Here is a 21,615-nt window from a genome sequence, read left to right on the forward strand (position 1 = left end):
AACTACTCAATGGCTGCGATTAGTTCCGTTCGGGGGAAGGAATGATTCGATAAAAGGTTTCACCTTGTTTTATCAGACCGAGTTCGTTTCGAGCGTGTTCCTCAACGGCATCTAAACCATTACGCAAATCCGCAATCTCCGCCTGCAATACAACGTTACGTTGGCTCAACTCCTGATTAGCGAGTAGCTGTTTCGAAACTTGTTCTCGCAAGCCGAAATAATCGTTAAGCGAATTTTTCCCAAACCATAGTTGGTACTGTAATAACATAACGAGCAGTATGAGCAGAATTTTAAACGAACGCATGATTCCTCCGTGAGCTAGATAATCCCATAAAGCCGATTGTTACTCCACTCTTAGTGCGTTGATTTAGCCAATTCAATGGCAAAAAAATCCCTAGTCGTAATTGCGACTAGGGATCCATGGAGGTTCGAGTCAACATTCATATAAAAAAATCCCCGCCTAAGCGAGGATTTTATAATCAAAGTAGCATATTAAGCTTAACCGAAGTTAAGCCTTAATATTACTGACCTTTAACTTCTTTAAGACCATTGTAAGGCGCTTTTGAACCTAGTGCTTCTTCGATTCGTAGCAATTGCTTGCCCGTAGTTAACAAAGAGTAGCAACACGCTCAGAACGGCTCGCCGCTCTTCCACTTTAGCCTCGCCATCAACATTCATTAAAAAAATCCCCGCCTAAGCGAGGATTTTATAATCAAAGTAGCATATTAAGCTTAACCGAGTTAAGCCTTAATATTACTGACCTTTAACTTCTTTAAGACCATTGTAAGGTGCTTTTGAACCTAGTGCTTCTTCGATTCGTAGCAATTGGTTGTATTTAGCAACCCGATCAGAACGGCTCAATGAACCTGTTTTGATTTGGCCAGCAGCAGTACCAACCGCTAGATCAGCGATAGTTGCATCTTCAGTTTCGCCTGAACGGTGAGAGATAACGGCAGTGAAACCAGCATCTTTCGCCATTTTAATAGCAGCCAAAGTTTCGCTTAAAGAACCGATTTGGTTGAATTTAATCAGGATAGAGTTAGCAATACCATTGTCGATACCACGCTTAAGGATCTTAGTGTTAGTTACGAACAAATCGTCACCAACCAATTGGATTTTGTCGCCCAAAAGTTTAGTTTGGTGTGCAAAACCATCCCAATCAGACTCGTCAAGACCGTCTTCAATCGATACGATTGGGTACTGTTCAGTCAAATCTTTAAGGAAGAAGTTGAACTCTTCAGAAGTGAATTTTTTACCTTCGCCTTTAAGGTCGTAGATATTAGCTTCTTTGTCGTAGAACTCAGATGCAGCACAATCCATCGCTAGAGTGATGTCTTTACCTAGTTCGTAACCTGCATTTGCAACCGCAACTTTAATTGCTGCAAGTGCCGCTTCGTTTGAAGCCAAGTTAGGCGCAAAACCACCTTCATCACCAACTGCAGTTGAGTGACCATCAGCTTTAAGTACTTTAGCAAGGCTATGGAATACTTCAGCGCCCATACGTAGGCCTTCACGGAAGTTTGCAGCACCAACGGGTTGAATCATAAATTCTTGGATGTCTACGCTGTTATCTGCATGCTCACCACCATTGATGATGTTCATCATTGGAAGAGGCATAGAGTAAACACCAGGAGTACCATTTAAGTCAGCGATGTGAGCGTATAGTGGTACTTTTTTAGAAGCTGCTGCAGCTTTAGCAGCCGCTAAAGAAACCGCTAGAATAGCGTTTGCGCCAAACTTAGCTTTGTTTTCGGTACCATCAAGATCGATCATGATTTGGTCAAGCTCAGCTTGAGCCAAAGCATCTTTACCAACTAATGCTTCAGCAATTGGGCCGTTTACAGCAGCAACAGCTTTTAATACACCTTTGCCTAAGTAACGAGCTTTATCGCCATCACGCAATTCTAGGGCTTCACGAGAACCAGTTGAAGCACCAGAAGGCGCAGCAGCCATACCGAAAGAACCATCAGCTAGATGAACTTCAGCTTCTACAGTAGGGTTACCGCGTGAATCCATGATTTCGCGACCAAGTACTTTTACGATATTAGACATTACTAATTTCCTCTATAAGTTAATAAACTACAAACTTTCTAAAAATCTCTACTCGCTAGTAGATACTAGCGAGCTTTATTAAATTCGCCAGCGGCTTTCACAAACCCGGCAAATAATGGGTGTCCATCACGCGGGGTAGATGTAAATTCAGGGTGAAACTGTGAAGCAACAAACCAAGGATGAGCAGGGTTTTCGATGATTTCCACTAGTTTCTTGTCTGCCGACAAGCCGGTCACTTTTAGACCTTTTTTGGTGATCTTTGGCAACAAAGTATTATTCACCTCATAACGATGGCGATGACGTTCATAAATTTCTAAACTACCGTACAACTCTGCAACTTTAGAGCCCTTAGTTAAATGGCAAAGCTGAGAGCCAAGGCGCATTGTGCCACCTAAATCTGAATCAATATTCCGCGTTTCTCGTTTGCCATCTTCGTCGATCCACTCGGTAATAAGCCCAACCACGGGTGCCGATGATTCCGCATTAAACTCGGTAGAATGGGCATCTGTCAAGCCAACCACATTCCGCGCGTATTCAATTAAAGCGACTTGCATCCCCAAACAAATACCAAGGTAAGGTACGTTGTTTTCACGAGCATATTGCGCAGCTAAAATCTTACCTTCTACACCACGCTCACCAAAGCCACCAGGCACTAAAATAGCATCCAAGTCTTTAAGGACCTCAGGTCCTTTTACTTCTAGATCTTGAGAGTCGACATATTGAATCTTCACACTCAAGCGATTCTTAAGGCCGGCATGTTTCAAGGCCTCATTCACCGACTTATAGGCATCAGGTAATTCAACATATTTGCCAATCATGCCAATCACAATCTCATTCGTTGGATTCGCTTCTTCGTAAATGACTTGTTCCCATTCACTTAAGTCGGCTTCAGGACATTCAATACCAAAGCGATTGGTGACCAATGCATCTAAGCCCTGAGACTTCAGCAAAGCGGGAATTTTGTAAATACTGTCGACATCTTTCAGCGAGATAACTGCGCGATCGGGTACATTAGTGAACAAAGCGATTTTGGCGCGTTCATTAGCTGGAATCGCTCGGTCACTCCGGCAAATCAAAATATCGGGTTGAATACCGATAGAACGGAGTTCTTTCACTGAGTGTTGAGTCGGCTTCGTTTTTACTTCACCAGCCGCCCCCAAATAAGGCACTAAGGTCAAATGCATATACATCGCGCGTTCACGACCAATTTCAGTGCCTAACTGACGAATTGCTTCTAAAAACGGTTGTGACTCAATATCGCCCACCGTTCCACCAATTTCCACAATAGCAACATCAACACCTTCACCGCCCGCGACAATCCGTTCTTTAATCGCATTGGTAATATGTGGAATGACTTGGATGGTAGCACCTAGATAGTCGCCACGACGCTCTTTACGCAGCACGTCTTCATAGACGCGTCCCGTCGTGAAATTATTACGCTTAGTCATCTTGGTACGAATAAAGCGCTCATAATGACCTAAATCTAGATCGGTTTCGGCACCGTCTTCAGTCACAAATACTTCGCCGTGCTGGATCGGACTCATAGTACCGGGATCTACATTGATGTATGGGTCAAGCTTCATAATGGTCACTTTAAGACCACGAGCTTCTAAAATGGCAGCCAGCGATGCAGCGGCAATACCTTTACCCAAAGAGGACACTACGCCTCCGGTGACGAAAATGTATTTTGTTGTCATGTCGAACCTGAGAAGTTGGATGTGTTAAGGGCGTATCTGCGATACTTGGACGGGGGCATAGTATAGCAAAGCCTCTTTAACACCACAATCGATGTCACTCTATCAAGACTAAGTTTTAGTGTATTTGTTGTAAATCAATTTTTGTAATTTTCTTTCACTTTATCCCACAAGGCATCCATCTCTTGCAGGCTCATGCTGTCAAGTTGCCGCCCTTGGTTTCTTGCCAAAGCCTCTACACCACGAAATCTTCGACTAAATTTATGATTCGCTTGGCGTAACAGCGCTTCAGCATCAAAATCGCAAACCCGTGCCAAATTTACGCAAGAAAACAACAAATCGCCAATTTCTTCGGCAACATCCTGCCGCTGTTTTTCGTCGATAGCCTGTTCGACCTCCGCCAATTCTTCTTTAACCTTGTCGATCACCGGAGCGACGCTGGGCCAGTCAAACCCCACATGAGCACAGCGTTTTTGTAACTTTTGTGCTCGGCTCAAAGCTGGCAATGCTTGCGGCACATCATCTAACACGCTTGGTGCGTGATGATGAGACTTATTTGCCCGCTCTCGCACTTTCTCGGCTTCCCAGTTAACTTTTAGCTGGGCATCATCCAATTGGATTTTTTGTTGCTGATTAAAAACATGTGGATGACGGCGGATCAATTTTTCACAGATCCCATCAACCACTGCTGCAAAGTCAAAGTCTCCTTGCTCTTGAGCAAACTGAGCGTAGTACACCACCTGAAACAGTAAATCACCAAGCTCTAACTTTACTTCAGCAAAATCACCAGAATCCAGCGCTTGGTGAATTGCTTCTACCACCTCGTAAGTCTCTTCTACAGTATGTGGCAAGATAGATTGCCAATCTTGTTTAAGATCCCAAGGACAACCACACTCGGGGTCACGTAATTTCGCCATAATGGCGAGTAAGGTATCAATACGATAAGGACGTTGCAGCATAGAGTTCAAAATTTCCTAAGGATTATTAGCCTTTCATTTTAAATTTTCGATAGCTTCAGATAACGCTGGCGATTCATCACTCTAGCACTTACATAAAGTTCTGGTTAATGAGGCTATTTTCAACATCCTACGATGCGAAAATAGCCCTCGATGATTAGCGTAAACGCCGCGCTTCAATAATATGATTAAGTTGATTTATTTTGGACAATACCCGAGACAGAGTATCGAGATTATAAATTTCAATTTCCATATCGATGGTTGCCGTCTGACTCTTGACGTCAGAGTGACTCTGCATCCCCATAACATTCACCTTATCATTCGCCAACACGGTGGTAATATCCCGCAGCAACCCACTACGATCGTTCGCCACAATGCGAATTGTAAGGTTATAACCTCCCGAGTAATTTTCGCCCCATACCGCGTCAATCACACGTTCTGGTGTGCGACTATGCAATTCAGCAAGTTGTTCACAATCAACATTATGAATTGAAATTCCACGCCCCTGGGTAATAAAGCCTTTAATTGAGTCACCGGGTATCGGTTGACAGCAACGAGCAATATGAGTCATAAGATTGCCAACGCCATCCACCACGATGGAGTCTTTTGCCCGCTTCTTCTTCTGTCCATGGTGCTCGGCTTTCTTCGTGATAGTTTCCAGCGCTTGACGATCGAGTTCTTCCGCAGAAGGCTTATATAGCGTCGCTTGCAAATAATGAATCAATTGATTCAGTCGCACATCACCTGCACCAATAGCGGCTAATAAATCTTCTACAGTTTTCACATTGAAACGCTCAAGACAATGGTCGATATCACTCATTTTAAAACCGTAGCGATTGAGCTCTGCCTCAAGTAAATCTTTACCCGCCAAGAGGTTTTTATCTTTATCTTGCTTCTTAAACCAAGTGGCAATTTTATTACGCGCCCGAGAAGACTTTACAAAGCCTAGATTAGGATTGAGCCAATCACGGCTAGGGCTCGATTCCTTTTGGGTAATAATCTCAACTTGTTCACCTGTATGTAATTGATAGGTAAAAGGCACAATCCGCCCACCAATCTTAGCGCCAATACAACGATGACCGACTTGGCTATGCACGTAATAGGCAAAATCAAGCGGTGTTGAGCCAGCGGGCAAATCAATCACTTCACCACTAGGGGTAAAGACATAAACGCGGTCATCAAATACTTGTGAACGTAACTCTTCGAGCATCGCACCATTTTCAGCGATATCATCCTGCCAAGCCAGTAACTTACGTAACCAGGCAATCTTATCTTCGAAGTCGCTGCGCCCACCAGTTCCGCCTTCTTTATATTTCCAATGCGCCGCAACCCCGAGTTCAGAATCTTCATGCATCTGCCGAGTACGGATCTGTACTTCGATAGATTTACCTTCTGGACCAATGACCACCGTATGGATAGATTGATAACCATTCGGTTTAGGGTTGGCCACATAATCATCAAATTCGCTAGGAATATGATGCCAAGAAGTATGTACGATGCCTAAGATGGCATAACAATCTTGTAGCTTCTCAGCCACGATACGAATCGCCCGTACATCAAACAATTTGTCGAAAGACAAATCTTTCTTTTGCATCTTTCGCCAAATACTATAGATGTGTTTGGGTCGACCATACACCTCGGCATTAATACTGGAAGCTACGATATCCTGCTGTAATTTGGCAACAAAGTCTTCGATATATTGTGTGCGCGCAATCCGCTTTTCATCCAATTGTTTCGCGATTTGTTTATAGGTATCGGGATGCAGATAACGGAAGGTAAAGTCTTCAAGCTCCCATTTGAGTTGACCGATCCCTAAGCGATTTGCTAACGGAGCGTAAATATCTTTGCTTTCTTTTGCGGCCAATACACGAACTTCTTCCGATTCATTTTTAACTTCGCGTAAAAAACAGATCCGCTCTGCCAATTTAATCACGATGGCTCGCACATCGCCTACCATCGCGAGCAGCATTCGTCTCACGTTATCGATTTGTGTCGAAGATAAATTTTTATTTTGCCCGGTATGTAATACCTTCATCGCATCCATTTGGGCAGCATCAAATTGCAACTTAATCACTTCTTCAGAAAAATACTGCGGCAGTTGCTCTTTGCTTAATAGGCCGCTATCCACGAAAGGAAATAACAAAGCAGCTTCCAAGGTCGGTAAATCCATGTTGAGTGTTACAAGGATCTCAACCATCTCCTTGCCCTTCGTCAGACAGATATGGATCTGCTCTTTTTCGGCATCTAAAGCGCGATAAAAATTAGTGGAGCCAAATAAATGCTGCTGGTCTTCAAGCGCAATGCCAAGGCTTTCTACCCATTGATTTTCATCAAACAACAACTGTTGATTAAGATGCGTTTCTCTCACCGAGACCATAACACTACTGTTCCTTATTTTGGTCGCTGACCACTTTTATCTTGTTAAAGTTAACGTTCAAACAGAGCCATTGTCTCGATATGCTCTGTCTGAGGGAACATATCAACAACCGCGAACTTAACCATTTTATAGCCAGCTTCTTTTAGCACCTTGGCATCTCTGGCCAAGGTTGCAGGATTACATGACACATATACTACGGTGCTTAGGCCAAGCTTGGCAACCTGAGTTATGGCCTGTTTTGCTCCCGCGCGGGCCGGATCAAGAAGTACTTTGGTGACTGCTCTCGATTGCCAAAACTTGGCTGTCTCGGGCTGTTCCAAATCCCCACAATAGGCACTGATATTCATTAAGCCATTACGCTTGGCGTTATCCATCACCCGCTGACTCATCGCAGGAACGCCCTCGATAGCAATCACTTGTTTCGCTCGTTGCGCCAAAGGCAAACTAAAATTCCCGATACCAGAGTATAGGTCGAGCACTACATCTTGTGGTTTAAGCTTTAGCCAAGCCAAGGCTTTATTAATCATCAGCTGATTGATAGTGACGTTCACCTGAATAAAATCACCGGGGTGAAAGGCTAAATCAAGCTGCTGGTCATGCAAAGTATAATAAGCTTGCTCGCCAGTGAGCCAAGTATGCTGCTCGGCTTCGGTAAGCAGCATCGCAAAATTAAAACGCTCAGCGATTGCCTGTAATTGAGTTTGCCACTTTGCAGCTAAAGGCTTCGTTAAGCGCACCCGACAAACCACCTTGGGTTCGCAATCAATCAACTCAACATGACCCAAGCCGACATTTTTGGGCCAGCCTTTAAGTAAAGCCTGTAAAGGCTCGAGTAAAACCGACAAGTTCTTACTCAATACCAAACAATCACTAATAGCCACCAATTGTTGACTGCCTTTTTGTCTAAAACCAAGCTGCCAACCAAGAGACTTATCATACCAAGTGCTCAGCCGAGTTACTCTGCGATAATGCCAATCATCGCCACTCAATAGTTCCAGCGCAGTCATCTCTGGGTAGCCCGACAATCGCGAAATCAACTGCGCCACCGCTCTTTGTTTATACTGCCGCTGTGTGGCCGCGTCCAAATGTTGGACACTACAACCACCGCATTGTTGATAAAACTGACAAATTGGCGAGATACGCTGTGCGCTGTCCTTGAGTCGTTTGATTAGCTTTGCTGGTCCAGACTTATGGCTCGGAAAAATATTGACTCGCTCACCGGGCAACGTATTGGGTACAAAGTAAGTTTGCCGCCCCGCTCTTACAATGCCGTGTAAGTGATGATCTAATTGCTCGACTTGACAATCATCGATCCTCTTGAGAGAGGTGGTCTTGGGTTTTGCTTTAAAAAATTGCGCCATAGAAGAGACTTATTTTACCAGTGAATACAAAAAGAGATGGGCTTATGTCATCATAGCCAATTGGAACCATGTCATTTTCCCATAAGAAACGTTTATGACCAAGTATGGCTTACGTGCCCGCGTATATATTCTTACCATTATCCCCACGCTTATTGTGGGAATTTTGCTTGCTAGCTACTTTACGTTTAATCGTAATCAGCAATTAGATAGCTTCGTGATTGAACAGGGAGTTAACGTTATTGAGCCCTTAGCTATCGCCAGCGAAGTGGGCTTAAGTCGTTATAATCGAGAGCGAGTAAAATCACTAATCAGCGTCACCCACCGAAAAATGTCGCCTTTAATTAAAAGCATCGCCGTTTACGATAAACATAACCAATTATTTGTTACCAGTAATTACCATCGTAATATTCGATTGTTGCAAAGCGATCCCGAACTGCCCTTGCCACAATCTACCCAAGTCGAAATTTATCCGGATAAAATCATCCTCCGGGCCCCAATTTGGGCCGAAGCTGAAGGCAGCTTCGCCGCCTTTGCCGATGGGAAACCCGAATTACTCGGTTATATCTCGATGCAATACAATAAAGACCGAGCATTATTGTTACAGTTTCGCGACACCACCGTCGCACTTTTCATCGTTCTGTTTGGCGTATTGATCAGTGTTTTATTTGCGTTCCAATTAAGTAAGCAAGTCACCCAGCCCATCACCAACATGGTGAATATTGTTGACCGGATCCGCCAAGGCCGTTTAGATGCGCGGGTTGAAGGAAGTTACACTGGTGAACTAGGTTTGCTCAAACACGGCATTAATTCGATGGCAAAATCACTTGCCGAATACCACGAGGAGATGCATCAAAGTATTGATCAAGCCACTAGCGATTTACGAGAAACCTTAGAACAAATTGAAATTCAAAATATTGAACTCGATATCGCGAAGAAAGAAGCGCAACAAGCCGCTAAAGCCAAATCGGAATTCCTCGCCAATATGAGTCATGAGCTACGAACCCCGTTAAACGGAGTGATCGGTTTTGCCCGACAGTTGCTGAAAACATCTTTAAATCATAACCAAGCTGATTATCTACTCACCATTGAGAAATCAGCGAATAACCTATTGGCAATCATTAACGATATCCTTGATTTTTCTAAGCTTGAGGCTGGCAAATTAAAACTTGACCGTACCGAGTTTAATTTACACGATACGCTAAACGAAGTTTTAACATTGTTAGGGCCAAGCGCCCAAGACAAAAAGTTAGAACTAAATTTACTGATCGAGCCTAACGTCCCCGACGGCCTGCGTGGTGACCCATTACGTTTACAGCAGGTATTTACCAACTTACTGGGTAATGCCATTAAATTTACCCATAAAGGACAAATTACCGTTAGTGTTGGTTTGGCGAAACAACAAGGCCAGCAAGTGGTATTGCACGCCAGCGTTCGAGATAGTGGTATTGGGATCTCTAAGGAACAACAGTCACAATTATTCCAAGCCTTTAAACAAGCCGATACTAGTATTAACCGCGAATATGGCGGTACAGGTCTAGGTCTGGTGATTACTCAAAAACTAGTCCAACAAATGGGGGGCGATATCCGACTCAGCTCTGAACCAGAGCAAGGCTCGGAGTTCACCTTTAATATCCACCTAGAATTAACCGACATGGTATTAGGGGCACCGCTGCCGATGCAGGCTTTGGGGCAGCTATCGGTATTGCTTTATGAACCTCATCCGGTGAGCCAAGAAGTGATTCAAAGCTTGAGTCAACAATGGCAACTGTCATTCAATAAAGCCACCGATCAACCACAATGGCAGCAAGCCCTGCAACAACACTATGCCAGTATCTTGATTGGTCATAGTGATTGGCAAGACTTAAAACCACTTCTGAGCAAAATCAAGCAAGCTAAACAGCACTGCGACCAAGTCATTGTATTGATAAATAGCAGCGACCCCGATATTCATCAACGCATTACAGATGCAGGAGCCAAGCACTGTATCAGTAAGCCTGTGAACCACCGTAAATTAGCGCAGTCCCTAGTCGATCAACATACCGATCACCCGCCAATACTGGCCCCCATGCCTTCGCTATCACGCGCCAAGTTGATACTAAGAGTATTAGCTGTAGACGATAACGCCGCCAACTTAAAACTCATTTCCGCAATGCTGCATGAACTCGTGACAGAGGTGGATACCTGCAGCAATGGCCTTGAAGCAATTACCCGTACCGAAACCCAGGCTTATGACTTGATCTTAATGGATATTCAGATGCCGATCCTCGATGGAATTAGCGCTACCCAAAAAATCCGTCAACAGAGTAAAAATCAAGAAACGCCAATTATTGCAGTTTCAGCCCACGCCTTAAATGGAGAAAAGGCCCAATTGCTGCGTCAAGGGATTGATGATTATCTGGCAAAGCCAATCGACGAATCGTCTTTAGAGCAAGTGATTCACCGTTGGCAACCCAACGCCAGAGTCATCACAGATAGACCCTTGGAATCCTCTAAACAGCTGAGCTCTACTGTTGAATTCGAACATGCGAGCCTTTCCTGGAAACTCGCCATGCAGCGATCGAATAATAATCAAGCTTTAGCCATCGATATGCTGAATATGTTGCAGCAAAGCTTTCCCGAAATGCAGAGTAACATCGAGCTAATTTTGGCACAGCAGATCAGTTGCAGTGAATTTATTGCGGTCATCCACCGCTTTCGCGGAGGATGTGCTTACAGTGGTTGTTTGCGTCTTGAAAACCTGAGTGCGACTATCGAAGAAAACTTACGCCAGCATAATGATGTTAAGCAAGTGGAACCTGAATTACTCGAATTAAATGATGAGATAGAGAAAGTCCAACAAGCTGCCGAACAACTGATGGCGGCATTCGCTTAAATCGATATTCAATATATAAAAAGCCGCAACTTACAAGATGCGGCTTTTTTGTTGGTTAAATATCGGTTTGACTTTGTTGATCTTTTAGGAAACGCCCGGTCAATATTTGGCCGCGATTCCGCTTACAATACCAATTGTAAAAAGGGTAACTCACCAGCCCAAAAATAGCCGTCACCAAAGCATTGCTAAAAGGAGAGATAATCATAGGAAGCAACACCTGAATTACATTCCCCCCTTGGCTTAAGGTGTAAATCACTAAGGCTAAACCAGCAATAATACCGACCCCAAAACCAACTAAGGCCATGAGTTTCATCAAACCGAATAAATCTAGCTGTACTCGATATCGCTCAATCAATTTTTTTCTCCAAAACTTAACGCTCCAAAATTACCGTCGCAACGGCGTACTCACGTTCATCACTAATACTAATAAATTGGCTGGTGACCCCTAACTGTTCAACTAACGCTAAGGCCGCCCCATAAAATTGCAGTACCGGTTTGCCTAAGGCATCGTTACTAACTTCAATCTGCTGGAAACCAACTCCGTTGGCAATCCCAGTCCCCAAAGCTTTTGCAGCGGCTTCTTTGGCTGCAAAACGTTTCGCCAAAAAGCGTTCTGCGGCATGCGTGTTTTCAAAACGTTGATACTCGGCAAGCGTGAGAATGCGCTTCGCTAAACCCGCCAACTGCTTGCTCTGCGCAATTCGAGCCACTTGCACAATATCGGTGCCCAAACCAACAATTGCCACTAATTAAGCTTCCGCTCTACGAGCTTGCACCATTAAGGCTTTCATTTCACGAACCGCTTCACTCATGCCGACTAACACCGCGCGAGCAATAATGGCGTGACCAATATTTAGCTCAATAACTTCAGGCATAGCGGCTATCGGCAATACGTTGTGATAATGCAAGCCATGACCTGCGTTCACTTTCAGGCCTTTATCACTGGCGTAACTCGCTGCCGCTGCAATTTTTTTAAGCTCCGCTTGCTGCGCCGACTCCGTTGCAGCATCGGCGTAGTGACCCGTATGCAGTTCAATAAAAGGTGCGCCTGAGGCAACAGCTGCATCAATCTGTTCATCATCGGCATCGATAAATAATGAAACGAGGATGCCTGCTTCTGTCAATTTTTCCACAGCGGCGGTAATTTTCTCAAGCTGGCCGACTATATCCAGCCCCCCTTCCGTGGTCAGTTCTTCACGTTTTTCAGGAACTAAGCAGACAAAATGCGGTTTATGCTGGCAGGCTATTTCAATCATTTCATCGGTCACAGCCATTTCTAAATTAAGTCGGGTTTGCACCGTTTGGCTCATGATCGCCACATCACGATCAATAATATGCCGGCGATCTTCTCTCAAGTGAATGGTGATCCCATCGGCGCCTGCAGTTTCAGCGATACCCGCTGCTAATACAGGATCGGGATAAGTGGTTCCACGGGCTTGACGTAAAGTAGCGATGTGGTCGACGTTAACGCCTAATAATATTTCACTCACGAGCTTTCCTTATTCAACAATGCGGTTAACGAACCGCTTTATTGGTTGTTTTAATTTGTTTAAATAATGCACGACTAGTCAATTCACGTCCATTAAGTAATTGTGCAATGACGATACGACAAAAGCGTTTAGCACAGGCCAAATGTTCTGCCTGCTGAGCATCAAAGCTCAGCAACATCAGCACTTCTTGATAACTAAATCCAGCGTTCACAGGAGCCAATGGGCTAGCAATAAATCCCTGCTCGAGACGATATTGATAACTTTGACCTTGAATAAAACCGCTTGGTTCACTTAAAGCAAAGCCGAGTTCGGCGATCAACTGTAATTCAAAGCGACGTAAACTCGCCTCCAAAGGTTGTTGCTTCGCCAATGCCAGTAAACTCTGCTGATATTGTTGATACAAACGAGGATAAGCAGTTTTTTCCTCCAGCAAGTAATATAACAACTCATTTAAGTACAAAGCGCTATATAGATGCTCACCAAATAATGGAAAAGCCAAGTTGGTCGCTTCCGCCTGAGTTAAATTAGCTAACTCCGTCTTTCCCGAAAACCCCACCAGTAAAGGAACTGCGGGTTGTAAGATAGCCCGCCAGCGAGAACGCTTTGCCCTCGCCCCTCTGGCCACCACACTAATTTTCCCTTGTTCCAGAGTAAACAACTGAACCAATAAACTGGTTTCACGGTAGGGTCGAGTATGCAGCACAAACGCGGGGCTAAGCGCTAACTCTGACAAAACTTAGTCGTCTCCGTAACCTAAACTACGCAAGGCTCGTTCGTCATCAGCCCAACCAGATTTAACCTTCACCCACATCTCAAGGAATACTTTGTTATCAAACAATTTTTCCATATCCAATCGCGCTTCTTTACCAATGGTTTTTAGCTTTTCGCCTTTATTCCCGATAATCATTCGTTTTTGGCTGGGCCGCTCAACCAAAATAAGTGCGTTAATTTGGTAAACCCCATTCTCTTGCATTTTAAACTGCTCAATCTCCACGGTAGTGGAATAGGGCAACTCTTGACCAGTAAACCGCATTAACTTCTCTCTCACAATTTCGGCAGCCATAAAACGCGAAGAGCGGTCCGTAATATAGTCTTCGGGAAAGAAGTGCACGTTTTCCGGTAATGTTTGCTGAGCCCACTCGCGCAGCTGCTCAACATTCTTGGCTTGTTTAGCAGAGATAGGCAAAATATGAGAAAACGAATATTTCTCACTCATCGCCTGCATATGTGGGAACAGCAATTCTTTATCTTGAACGTTATCCACCTTGTTAATCGCCAGCACGACAGGCACTTTTAAATGCCGCAATTTACCCAGAACTAATTCATCATCGGCGGTCCATTTAGTGCCTTCAACCACAAAAATCACCATCGACACATCCCCCAAAGAGCTGGTTGCGGCGCGGTTCATCAAGCGATTTATCGCGCGTTGCTCTTCGATATGTAAGCCTGGCGTATCTACAAAGATAGTTTGATAGATATCATGAGTATCGATACCTAAAATTCGATGCCGGGTGGTCTGAGGTTTTTTAGAGGTAATACTGACTTTCTGACCCAACAGGGTATTCAGCAAGGTTGATTTACCCACATTCGGTCGACCAACAATTGCCACAAAACCACAGCGCGTATCATAGTTCATCGTAAATGCTCCAATACCAACTCTGCGGCAACTTGTTCGGCCTTGCGTCGACTGGTACTGGTGCCAATAATCGGTTTATCTAAACCAGCCACGCTGCAGCTCACGGTAAATTGTTGGTTATGTGCTTCCCCCTTAATCTCAACCACTTGATAATCAGGTAAAGCTTGCTTACGAGATTGCAAAATTTCTTGCAAGCGCGTCTTCGGATCTTTTTGACTCAAACCCGGCTCTATTTTATTTAAACGAGGTTGGTACCAACTCAGGAGCAATTGCTTCACGGTTTGGGGGTCACTATCTAAATACACCGCACCAATGATCGCTTCAACTGCGTCGGCTAAAATCGATTCACGACGAAAGCCACCACTCTTTAATTCACCGGGGCCTAATTTAATATACTCGCCTAATTCAAAACTACGCGCTAACTCTGCGAGAGTTTTCCCCTTCACTAAAGTAGAGCGCATTGGACTCAGATCGCCTTCAGAAACCTTAGGAAAACGCTGATACAGTTCTTCGGCAATCACCCAACTTAATACCGCATCACCTAAAAATTCGAGACGTTCGTTGTGAATGCCTCCGGCACTGCGATGAGTCAAAGCCAACGTCAACAAATTAGCATCTTCAAATTGGTAACCAATGATGCGCTGCAGGCGTTCCTGATTGTTGCTATTCATCATGACCCTTTTACTTGATCGCGCCAATGCGATTAAATCGAACCCCAGTTGGGATCCATGTTGGCAAAAATGAATCTTTACCACGCTCAAACTCGAAACTAATCCAGATCGCGACCGCTTTACCTACCAAATTATGTTCTGGCACAAAGCCCCAGTAACGACTATCCATACTGTTGTCTCGGTTGTCTCCAAAAGCCAGATAGTGCCCTTCAGGTACGATCCACTCATCTTTAGCAGTCCCTGGCTGCTGGTAAAAGGAGTGCACTCGGTCTGGAGCCGCAGGGTTAATCAATATTTCGTGATTGACCTCAGCTAACTGCTCTCGATAATTTTCAAGTGGCATTAAGCCTTGCTTAAAGCGTCCAGAAACCTCAAAGTCTAAGGGTACAGGGCGCAACTCTGGGCAAGGCTCTTTTTCACATTTTTCTTGAATAAACAATTGTTTATTACGGTAAATGATACGATCGCCCGGTAAACCCACCACACGTTTGATATAGTCAACGCGGGGATCTTGAGGATATTTAAAAACCGCCACATCACCCCGTTCTGGATGACCGGTTGGTACTAAAGTGGTGCGAGTCACTGGATCTTTTAAACCGTAAGCAAACTTTTCAACCAAGATGAAGTCCCCAACCAATAAGGTTGGCATCATCGAGCCCGAGGGGATCTGAAAAGGTTCATAAATAAACGAGCGTAAGATCATCACCAAGGCGATCACCGGAAATACCGAGCTGCAATTTTCTATCCAGCTCGGCGCGTTGCTAATCGTTTGCTCCGCATTGCTGGGTAACTCACCCCCAGCAGCAATTCGAGCATCTTGCAGCTTAAGCTGTCGCTGTTTTGCCCAATGAAACTTGTCTAAAGCCCAAACAACACCCGTTACAAATGTTGCGATAACTAAAATAAGCGGAAATATAGTGGCCATATTAGTCCTTTCCAATATGTAGAACAGCTAAGAATGCTTCTTGAGGTACTTCAACATTACCCACTTGTTTCATTCGTTTCTTACCTGCTTTTTGTTTAGCGAGTAGTTTTTTCTTACGACTTACATCTCCGCCATAACACTTCGCAATCACATTTTTACGTAACTGCTTAACCGTTGAACGAGCAATGATATGCATGCCTATCGAAGCCTGAATGGCAATATCAAACATTTGCCGAGGGATCAGCTCTTTCATCTTATCGACCACTTGCCGACCTCGAGACTCAGAGTGGTCTTTATGAGTGATAAGCGCTAGCGCGTCAACACGATCACCATTAATCATAATATCAACCCGCACCATACTCGCGGCCTGAAAATGTTTAAAGTTATAGTCCAGTGATGCATAACCGCGGCTGGTTGACTTAAGTTTATCGAAGAAATCGAGCACCACCTCCGCCATTGGAATCTCATAGGTTAATGCGACTTGCTTGCCGTGATAAGCCATATTAGTTTGTAAACCACGTTTTTCCACACATAGCGTAATCACGTTGCCAAGATAATCTTGCGGCACCAAGATATTCACTTCGGCAATCGGTTCGCGAATTTCAGCAATATTATTGGTTGGAGGTAACTTGGCTGGACTATCTACAAATAACTCTTCGCCATTATTCATCACCACTTGATAGACCACGGTCGGCGCGGTCGTGATCAAATCGAGATCATATTCCCGCTCTAAACGCTCTTGGATAATTTCCATGTGCAGCATCCCTAAGAAGCCACAACGGAAACCAAAACCTAAGGCAGTAGAATTCTCTGGTTCATAAAATAACGATGAATCATTTAAGCTTAACTTACCGAGCGCATCACGGAAGTTCTCGTATTCATCTGAACTGGTGGGAAATAAGCCCGCATAAACCTGAGGTTTAACCTTTTTAAAACCAGGTAATGCTTCAGTAGAACCATTTTTTAAGGTCGTAAGCGTATCTCCTACCGGCGCCCCCAAAATATCTTTAATACCCGCGACGATGTAACCCACTTCACCGGTTTTTAATACCCCGGTACTGGTTTGTTTCGGTTTGAAAATGCCCACTTCATTGACCACATGAGACTGACCTGTAGACATCACAAGCATCCGTTCGCCAGCTTTCATTTCACCATTAGTAATGCGAACTAACGAGACCACACCTTGATAGTTATCAAACCAAGAGTCGATAATCAGCGCCTGCAAAGGCCCTTCACTATTACCGACTGGGGGCGGTACATCGCGAACAATCGTTTCCAATACATCTTCAATGCCTAAGCCAGTTTTAGCCGAGCATACGGTGGCATCAGTCGCGTCGATCCCAACAATATCTTCAATCTCTTCAGCAACCCGGTCTGGGTCAGCTTGCGGTAAATCGATTTTATTCAGAACTGGAATAACTTCCAGATCCATTTCCATCGCGGTATAACAGTTGGCGAGAGTTTGAGCCTCTACCCCTTGCGCTGCGTCAACCACCAATAAAGCACCTTCACAGGCCGCCAAAGAACGAGAGACTTCATAGGTGAAGTCGACGTGCCCTGGCGTATCAATAAAGTTGAGCTGATAAGTCTCACCGTCTTTGGCGATGTAATCTAAAGTGACACTTTGCGCTTTAATGGTGATTCCGCGTTCGCGCTCAAGATCCATAGAATCTAATACCTGAGCTTCCATCTCGCGCGCACTCAATCCACCACAGTGCTGAATTAAACGGTCAGATAGGGTCGATTTACCATGGTCAATATGGGCAATAATCGAAAAATTACGAATATTCTTATTTATCAAGGGGGTACCTATGTAAAATCATTGGCTAAAGAATCAAATCTTGCCTTTCTAAAAAATGCGGCAATCGCACATTATATCGTTGACGCGGATACTACCACAATCCATCAAGATCCAAAAAAAATGCGCGACTATTTCAAGGGAATCAGATCCCAGTGAAAGAGAGCGATTGCTCTCTGCTGTTGTAAATTGGTTCGAATTCCAGGCTTTTTAATCGCGGCGAAAAGCACATTAGCAAGAAGGCTAAGCCAATATCGCTCATTAAACAGTAAAAACGATTGAATACAATGCTTCAAAAAACGCTGTTAGCCATTCTACCAATCTAACTCACTATCTGTTCATTCTTGCGGGCCTAAATCACCACGAGCCGCGTGATATAACTTGTAATCAGAGGCACCAGTTACAGGATTATTCAGTCCTGTAACAACGATTGCGAATCGATAATTTTACGCAAATCAACACTAAAGATCATCCGACGAGTGCTCCCCGCAAGCTTAAAGAACTTAAATTTGTATTTTACACCAAATAAGTAACGATAAAACTTGAAAGCACAGTTAGCAAACGCTCGTAAATTGGGAAATAAAGCAAGCTAAGGATCATTACGCCACAGAAGTAGCTAGCTTAAACAAGTCAACAATAACCTTCACTTCCTCTAAAAAAGAAAATAATCCGCGTATTTATATCGAACAAAAACTGTAATAAATACTTAACCTCAACGCATCATAATTCACAATTAATGACAAAAATAAAAACAACCAAAGAGATTTCTAGATAGCAGACTTAATGATATTTCCTTGATAAAAAACAGTTATTCAGTTCGAGTTTGCGAAAAAACATACAAAACATCAAACTAATTGATCTAAATCAACAAAATAGCCAATCCCCAGATAGCTAAATTTTGTCTAAATATGTAAATTAGACTGTCCTAATGTAGGACTACATTTAACCCTCGGAGTCGGTTTATGGATATTATTGAACTCTCACGATTGCAGTTTGCATTCACCGCGATGTACCACTTCTTATTTGTCCCACTCACCCTGGGTATGACCTTTTTACTTGCCATCATGGAATCTGTTTATGTGATGACAGGTAAACAGATTTACAGAGATATGACTAAGTTTTGGGGCAAACTATTTGGTATTAACTTTGCGCTGGGAGTAACGACTGGTTTAGCCATGGAATTCCAGTTTGGTACCAACTGGTCCTATTACTCACATTATGTGGGCGACATTTTTGGTGCGCCATTGGCAATTGAAGGCTTAATGGCCTTTTTCCTTGAATCAACTTTGGTTGGTTTATTCTTTTTTGGTTGGGATCGGCTGACTAAAGTTCAACACTTAGCGGTAACTTGGCTGGTTGCATTGGGCTCTAACTTATCGGCATTATGGATCTTAATCGCCAATGGTTGGATGCAAAACCCTGTCGGAGCAGAGTTTAACTACACCACCATGCGCATGGAAATGACCAGCTTTGCTGAAGTGGTATTTAATCCAGTCGCTCAAGTAAAATTCGTCCATACGGTATCTGCGGGTTATGTGACTGGCGCAATGTTTGTATTGGCCATTTCAGCTTGGTACATGCTTAAAGGCCGCGACTTAGCCTTTGCTCGCCGCAGTTTTGCCATTGCAGCTGCCTTTGGTCTTGCCTCTTCAGTGTCGGTGATTATCCTTGGCGATGAATCAGGTTATGAATTAGGCGATGTGCAACAAGTGAAGCTCGCCGCCGTTGAGGCCGAGTGGGAAACTCATCCAGCCCCCGCTGCATTTACTCTGTTTGGCCTGCCAAATAGTGAAACACAAACCACAGACTACGCAATAAAAATTCCCTATGCATTGGGCCTTATTGCGACACGCTCGGTTGATGAGCAGGTATTAGGTCTCAAAGACTTGAAAGAAATCCACCGCGAACGGATTGTCAACGGTAAAGAAGCCTATCGCTTATTACAATTACTAAGAGCCGGAGATACCACAGAACAAACCAAAGCCGCCTTTGAAGTAGTCAAACAGGATCTGGGGTACGGACTATTGTTAACGGCCTATACAGACAATCCAGCCAACGCAACCGATCAACAGGTACAATTAGCCGTAGACAACAGTATTCCCCAAATTGCGCCAATGTTTTGGTCCTTCCGCATCATGGTCGCCGCAGGCTTTTTGATGTTGTTAGTCTTTGCACTCGCCTTTTGGTTTAGTGCGAAACGGATTCAACACAAACCGAAATGGTTCTTAAAGATGGCTTTATTTAGTTTACCTTTGCCGTGGATTGCCTGTGAAGCTGGTTGGTTTGTCGCTGAATATGGTCGTCAACCTTGGGCCGTTGGTGAGGTACTACCAACGCATTTAGCCGCCTCATTACTTACACCGGCGGAAATTTGGATCAGTCTAGGTCTAATTACCACTTTATATAGCATATTCATTGTCATTGAAGTTTGGCTAATGCAACATTTTGCACGGAAAGGCCCCTCATCATTGCATACCGGTAAATACGCCTTAGAAACGGATCAACTTGGAGAGCTATAACATGGATTATGAATTTTTAAGATTTATCTGGTGGCTGTTAATCGGCGTACTACTGATTGGTTTTTCTGTTACCGATGGCTTTGATATGGGCGTCGGTGCCCTATTAAAAGTGGTTGGTAAAAACGATGAAGAAAGACGCGTCATGATTAACAGCGTTGCTCCCCATTGGGATGGCAACCAGGTCTGGCTAGTTACGGCTGGAGGAGCACTATTTGCCGCTTGGCCACCAGTTTATGCGACAGCATTTAGTGGTTTTTATTTGGCGATGATCTTGACTCTGGCCGCGCTATTTTTACGACCTATTGGATTCGATTATCGCTCCAAATTAGACAATACAAAATGGCGTAGTAATTGGGACTGGGCTCTCACCGTTGGTTCAGCTGTTCCGCCCATTATCTTCGGGGTCGCTTTTGGTAATTTATTACAAGGGGTTCCATTTCATTTTGACGAACTTTTACGGATCCATTACACAGGCTCATTCTTTGCGTTACTGAATCCCTTCGCCTTACTCGTTGGAGTTCTAAGTTTGCTGATGTTTGTCAGCCAAGGCGCTGCTTATCTGCAAATGAAAACCGAAGGTGTCATTTTGCAACGAAGCCAATCTATCGGCGTTATTGCTGGCTTTGGCGCAACGCTAATATTTGTGCTTGCAGGTCTTTGGTTACATATGGGGATCGATGGGTATACCCTTACCAGTACCATTGATACCAACGCGATTAATAATGTAGTGGCTAAAACTGTAGAGGTTCAGCCCGCAGCATGGCTCAGTAATTTTTCCAAGTACCCTATTTTATGGCTATTTCCAATTTTAGGTGTGGGCGCATTCTTATTCACCGGGCTATTTAGCAAGATGGGCAAAGGTGCCATTGCATTTGTTTGCTCCTCGCTCGGCCAAGCGGGTGTTATTATGACTTGTGGCATCGCGATGTTCCCATTCATAATGCCATCGAGCTCGCGACCCAATCATAGTCTAACCATGTGGGATGCAACGTCTAGCGAACTCACTCTCAAGATTATGTTTGTAGTGGCCTGTATTTTTGTTCCCATCGTATTGGCTTACACCATTTGGTGTTATGTCAAAATGTTTGGTCGCCTCAATGAACAAACTATTCGAGATAACTCTCATTCACTATATTAAGGAGCATTCTATGTGGTATTTTACTTGGATTTTAGGTGTACTACTGGCCTGTTCCTTTGGCATTATCAATGCTATGTGGCTAGAATTTAACGGATATTCGGACGACGAACCTGAACAATAATAATT

18 protein-coding genes are annotated in these 21,615 nt (G+C 44.1%); 4 read left to right on the forward strand and 14 right to left on the reverse strand.

Annotated elements, in window-relative coordinates:
- Nucleotides 1–19: 19 nt before the first annotated feature.
- The 6 genes from ftsB to rlmD form a co-directional block, all read right to left on the reverse strand.
- Nucleotides 20–304, reverse strand: coding sequence for a cell division protein FtsB (gene ftsB / locus ACRRS0_RS14535; protein ID WP_432452482.1), 285 nt, complete (start codon nucleotides 302–304; stop codon nucleotides 20–22).
- A gap of 449 nt (nucleotides 305–753) precedes the next feature.
- On the reverse strand, nucleotides 754–2,052 hold the full coding sequence (gene eno / locus ACRRS0_RS14540; RefSeq protein ID WP_432452481.1) for a phosphopyruvate hydratase: 1,299 nt from the start codon (nucleotides 2,050–2,052) through the stop codon (nucleotides 754–756).
- Between the two features lie 65 nt (nucleotides 2,053–2,117).
- On the reverse strand, nucleotides 2,118–3,749 hold the full coding sequence (locus tag ACRRS0_RS14545; protein WP_432452480.1) for a CTP synthase: 1,632 nt from the start codon (nucleotides 3,747–3,749) through the stop codon (nucleotides 2,118–2,120).
- Between the two features lie 134 nt (nucleotides 3,750–3,883).
- A complete protein-coding gene (gene mazG, locus ACRRS0_RS14550; RefSeq protein ID WP_432452479.1) occupies nucleotides 3,884–4,705 on the reverse strand; it encodes a nucleoside triphosphate pyrophosphohydrolase in 822 nt (273 codons plus the stop codon).
- A 154-nt stretch (nucleotides 4,706–4,859) separates the two neighbouring features.
- A complete protein-coding gene (gene relA, locus ACRRS0_RS14555; protein WP_432452478.1) occupies nucleotides 4,860–7,079 on the reverse strand; it encodes a GTP diphosphokinase in 2,220 nt (739 codons plus the stop codon).
- A gap of 50 nt (nucleotides 7,080–7,129) precedes the next feature.
- The gene (rlmD, locus tag ACRRS0_RS14560; protein ID WP_432452477.1) at nucleotides 7,130–8,440 is read right to left on the reverse strand and encodes a 23S rRNA (uracil(1939)-C(5))-methyltransferase RlmD; all 1,311 of its coding nucleotides are present in this window, start codon (nucleotides 8,438–8,440) and stop codon (nucleotides 7,130–7,132) included.
- A 94-nt stretch (nucleotides 8,441–8,534) separates the two neighbouring features.
- Here rlmD and barA point away from each other — a divergent pair, with 94 nt between their 5' ends.
- On the forward strand, nucleotides 8,535–11,312 hold the full coding sequence (gene barA / locus ACRRS0_RS14565; RefSeq protein WP_432452476.1) for a two-component sensor histidine kinase BarA: 2,778 nt from the start codon (nucleotides 8,535–8,537) through the stop codon (nucleotides 11,310–11,312).
- A gap of 55 nt (nucleotides 11,313–11,367) precedes the next feature.
- Here barA and ACRRS0_RS14570 read toward each other — a convergent pair whose 3' ends face one another.
- From ACRRS0_RS14570 to lepA, 8 genes are read right to left on the reverse strand one after another with little or no spacing between them, the layout of a single operon-like run.
- Nucleotides 11,368–11,667, reverse strand: a complete 300-nt coding sequence (locus ACRRS0_RS14570; RefSeq protein WP_432452475.1) for a hypothetical protein — start codon at nucleotides 11,665–11,667, stop codon at nucleotides 11,368–11,370.
- 16 nt (nucleotides 11,668–11,683) lie between these two features.
- The gene (acpS, locus tag ACRRS0_RS14575) at nucleotides 11,684–12,058 is read right to left on the reverse strand and encodes a holo-ACP synthase (RefSeq protein WP_432452474.1); all 375 of its coding nucleotides are present in this window, start codon (nucleotides 12,056–12,058) and stop codon (nucleotides 11,684–11,686) included.
- Nucleotides 12,059–12,061: 3 nt separating this feature from the next.
- Nucleotides 12,062–12,802 (reverse strand): pyridoxine 5'-phosphate synthase, encoded by a 741-nt coding sequence (gene pdxJ / locus ACRRS0_RS14580; RefSeq protein ID WP_432452473.1) that lies wholly within the window; start codon nucleotides 12,800–12,802, stop codon nucleotides 12,062–12,064.
- 25 nt (nucleotides 12,803–12,827) lie between these two features.
- Nucleotides 12,828–13,535, reverse strand: coding sequence for a DNA repair protein RecO (gene recO, locus ACRRS0_RS14585; protein WP_432452472.1), 708 nt, complete (start codon nucleotides 13,533–13,535; stop codon nucleotides 12,828–12,830).
- Between the two features lie 3 nt (nucleotides 13,536–13,538).
- A complete protein-coding gene (gene era / locus ACRRS0_RS14590; protein ID WP_432452471.1) occupies nucleotides 13,539–14,438 on the reverse strand; it encodes a GTPase Era in 900 nt (299 codons plus the stop codon).
- The gene (rnc, locus tag ACRRS0_RS14595; protein ID WP_432456165.1) at nucleotides 14,435–15,109 is read right to left on the reverse strand and encodes a ribonuclease III; all 675 of its coding nucleotides are present in this window, start codon (nucleotides 15,107–15,109) and stop codon (nucleotides 14,435–14,437) included. The genes era and rnc overlap by 4 nt, the downstream gene beginning before the upstream one ends.
- Before the next feature lie 10 nt (nucleotides 15,110–15,119).
- Nucleotides 15,120–16,034 (reverse strand): signal peptidase I, encoded by a 915-nt coding sequence (gene lepB, locus ACRRS0_RS14600; protein ID WP_432452470.1) that lies wholly within the window; start codon nucleotides 16,032–16,034, stop codon nucleotides 15,120–15,122.
- 1 nt (nucleotide 16,035) lies between these two features.
- Nucleotides 16,036–17,835 carry a translation elongation factor 4 gene (gene lepA, locus ACRRS0_RS14605; RefSeq protein WP_432452469.1) on the reverse strand — a complete coding sequence of 600 codons (1,800 nt, stop codon included), beginning with the start codon at nucleotides 17,833–17,835 and terminating at the stop codon, nucleotides 16,036–16,038.
- A gap of 959 nt (nucleotides 17,836–18,794) precedes the next feature.
- Between lepA and ACRRS0_RS14610 the strand changes: the two genes are divergently transcribed.
- The 3 genes from ACRRS0_RS14610 to cydX are packed head-to-tail and all read left to right on the forward strand — an operon-like array spanning nucleotide 18,795 to nucleotide 21,610.
- Nucleotides 18,795–20,351 carry a cytochrome ubiquinol oxidase subunit I gene (locus tag ACRRS0_RS14610; protein WP_432452468.1) on the forward strand — a complete coding sequence of 519 codons (1,557 nt, stop codon included), beginning with the start codon at nucleotides 18,795–18,797 and terminating at the stop codon, nucleotides 20,349–20,351.
- 1 nt (nucleotide 20,352) lies between these two features.
- Nucleotides 20,353–21,489 carry a cytochrome d ubiquinol oxidase subunit II gene (gene cydB / locus ACRRS0_RS14615; protein ID WP_432452467.1) on the forward strand — a complete coding sequence of 379 codons (1,137 nt, stop codon included), beginning with the start codon at nucleotides 20,353–20,355 and terminating at the stop codon, nucleotides 21,487–21,489.
- A gap of 10 nt (nucleotides 21,490–21,499) precedes the next feature.
- Entirely contained in the window at nucleotides 21,500–21,610 is a 111-nt protein-coding gene (gene cydX / locus ACRRS0_RS14620) for a cytochrome bd-I oxidase subunit CydX (protein ID WP_432452466.1), read from the forward strand.
- Nucleotides 21,611–21,615 lie beyond the last annotated feature (5 nt).

This window comes from Agarivorans sp. QJM3NY_29, from assembly GCF_050870835.2.
GTDB lineage: Bacteria > Pseudomonadota > Gammaproteobacteria > Enterobacterales > Celerinatantimonadaceae > Agarivorans.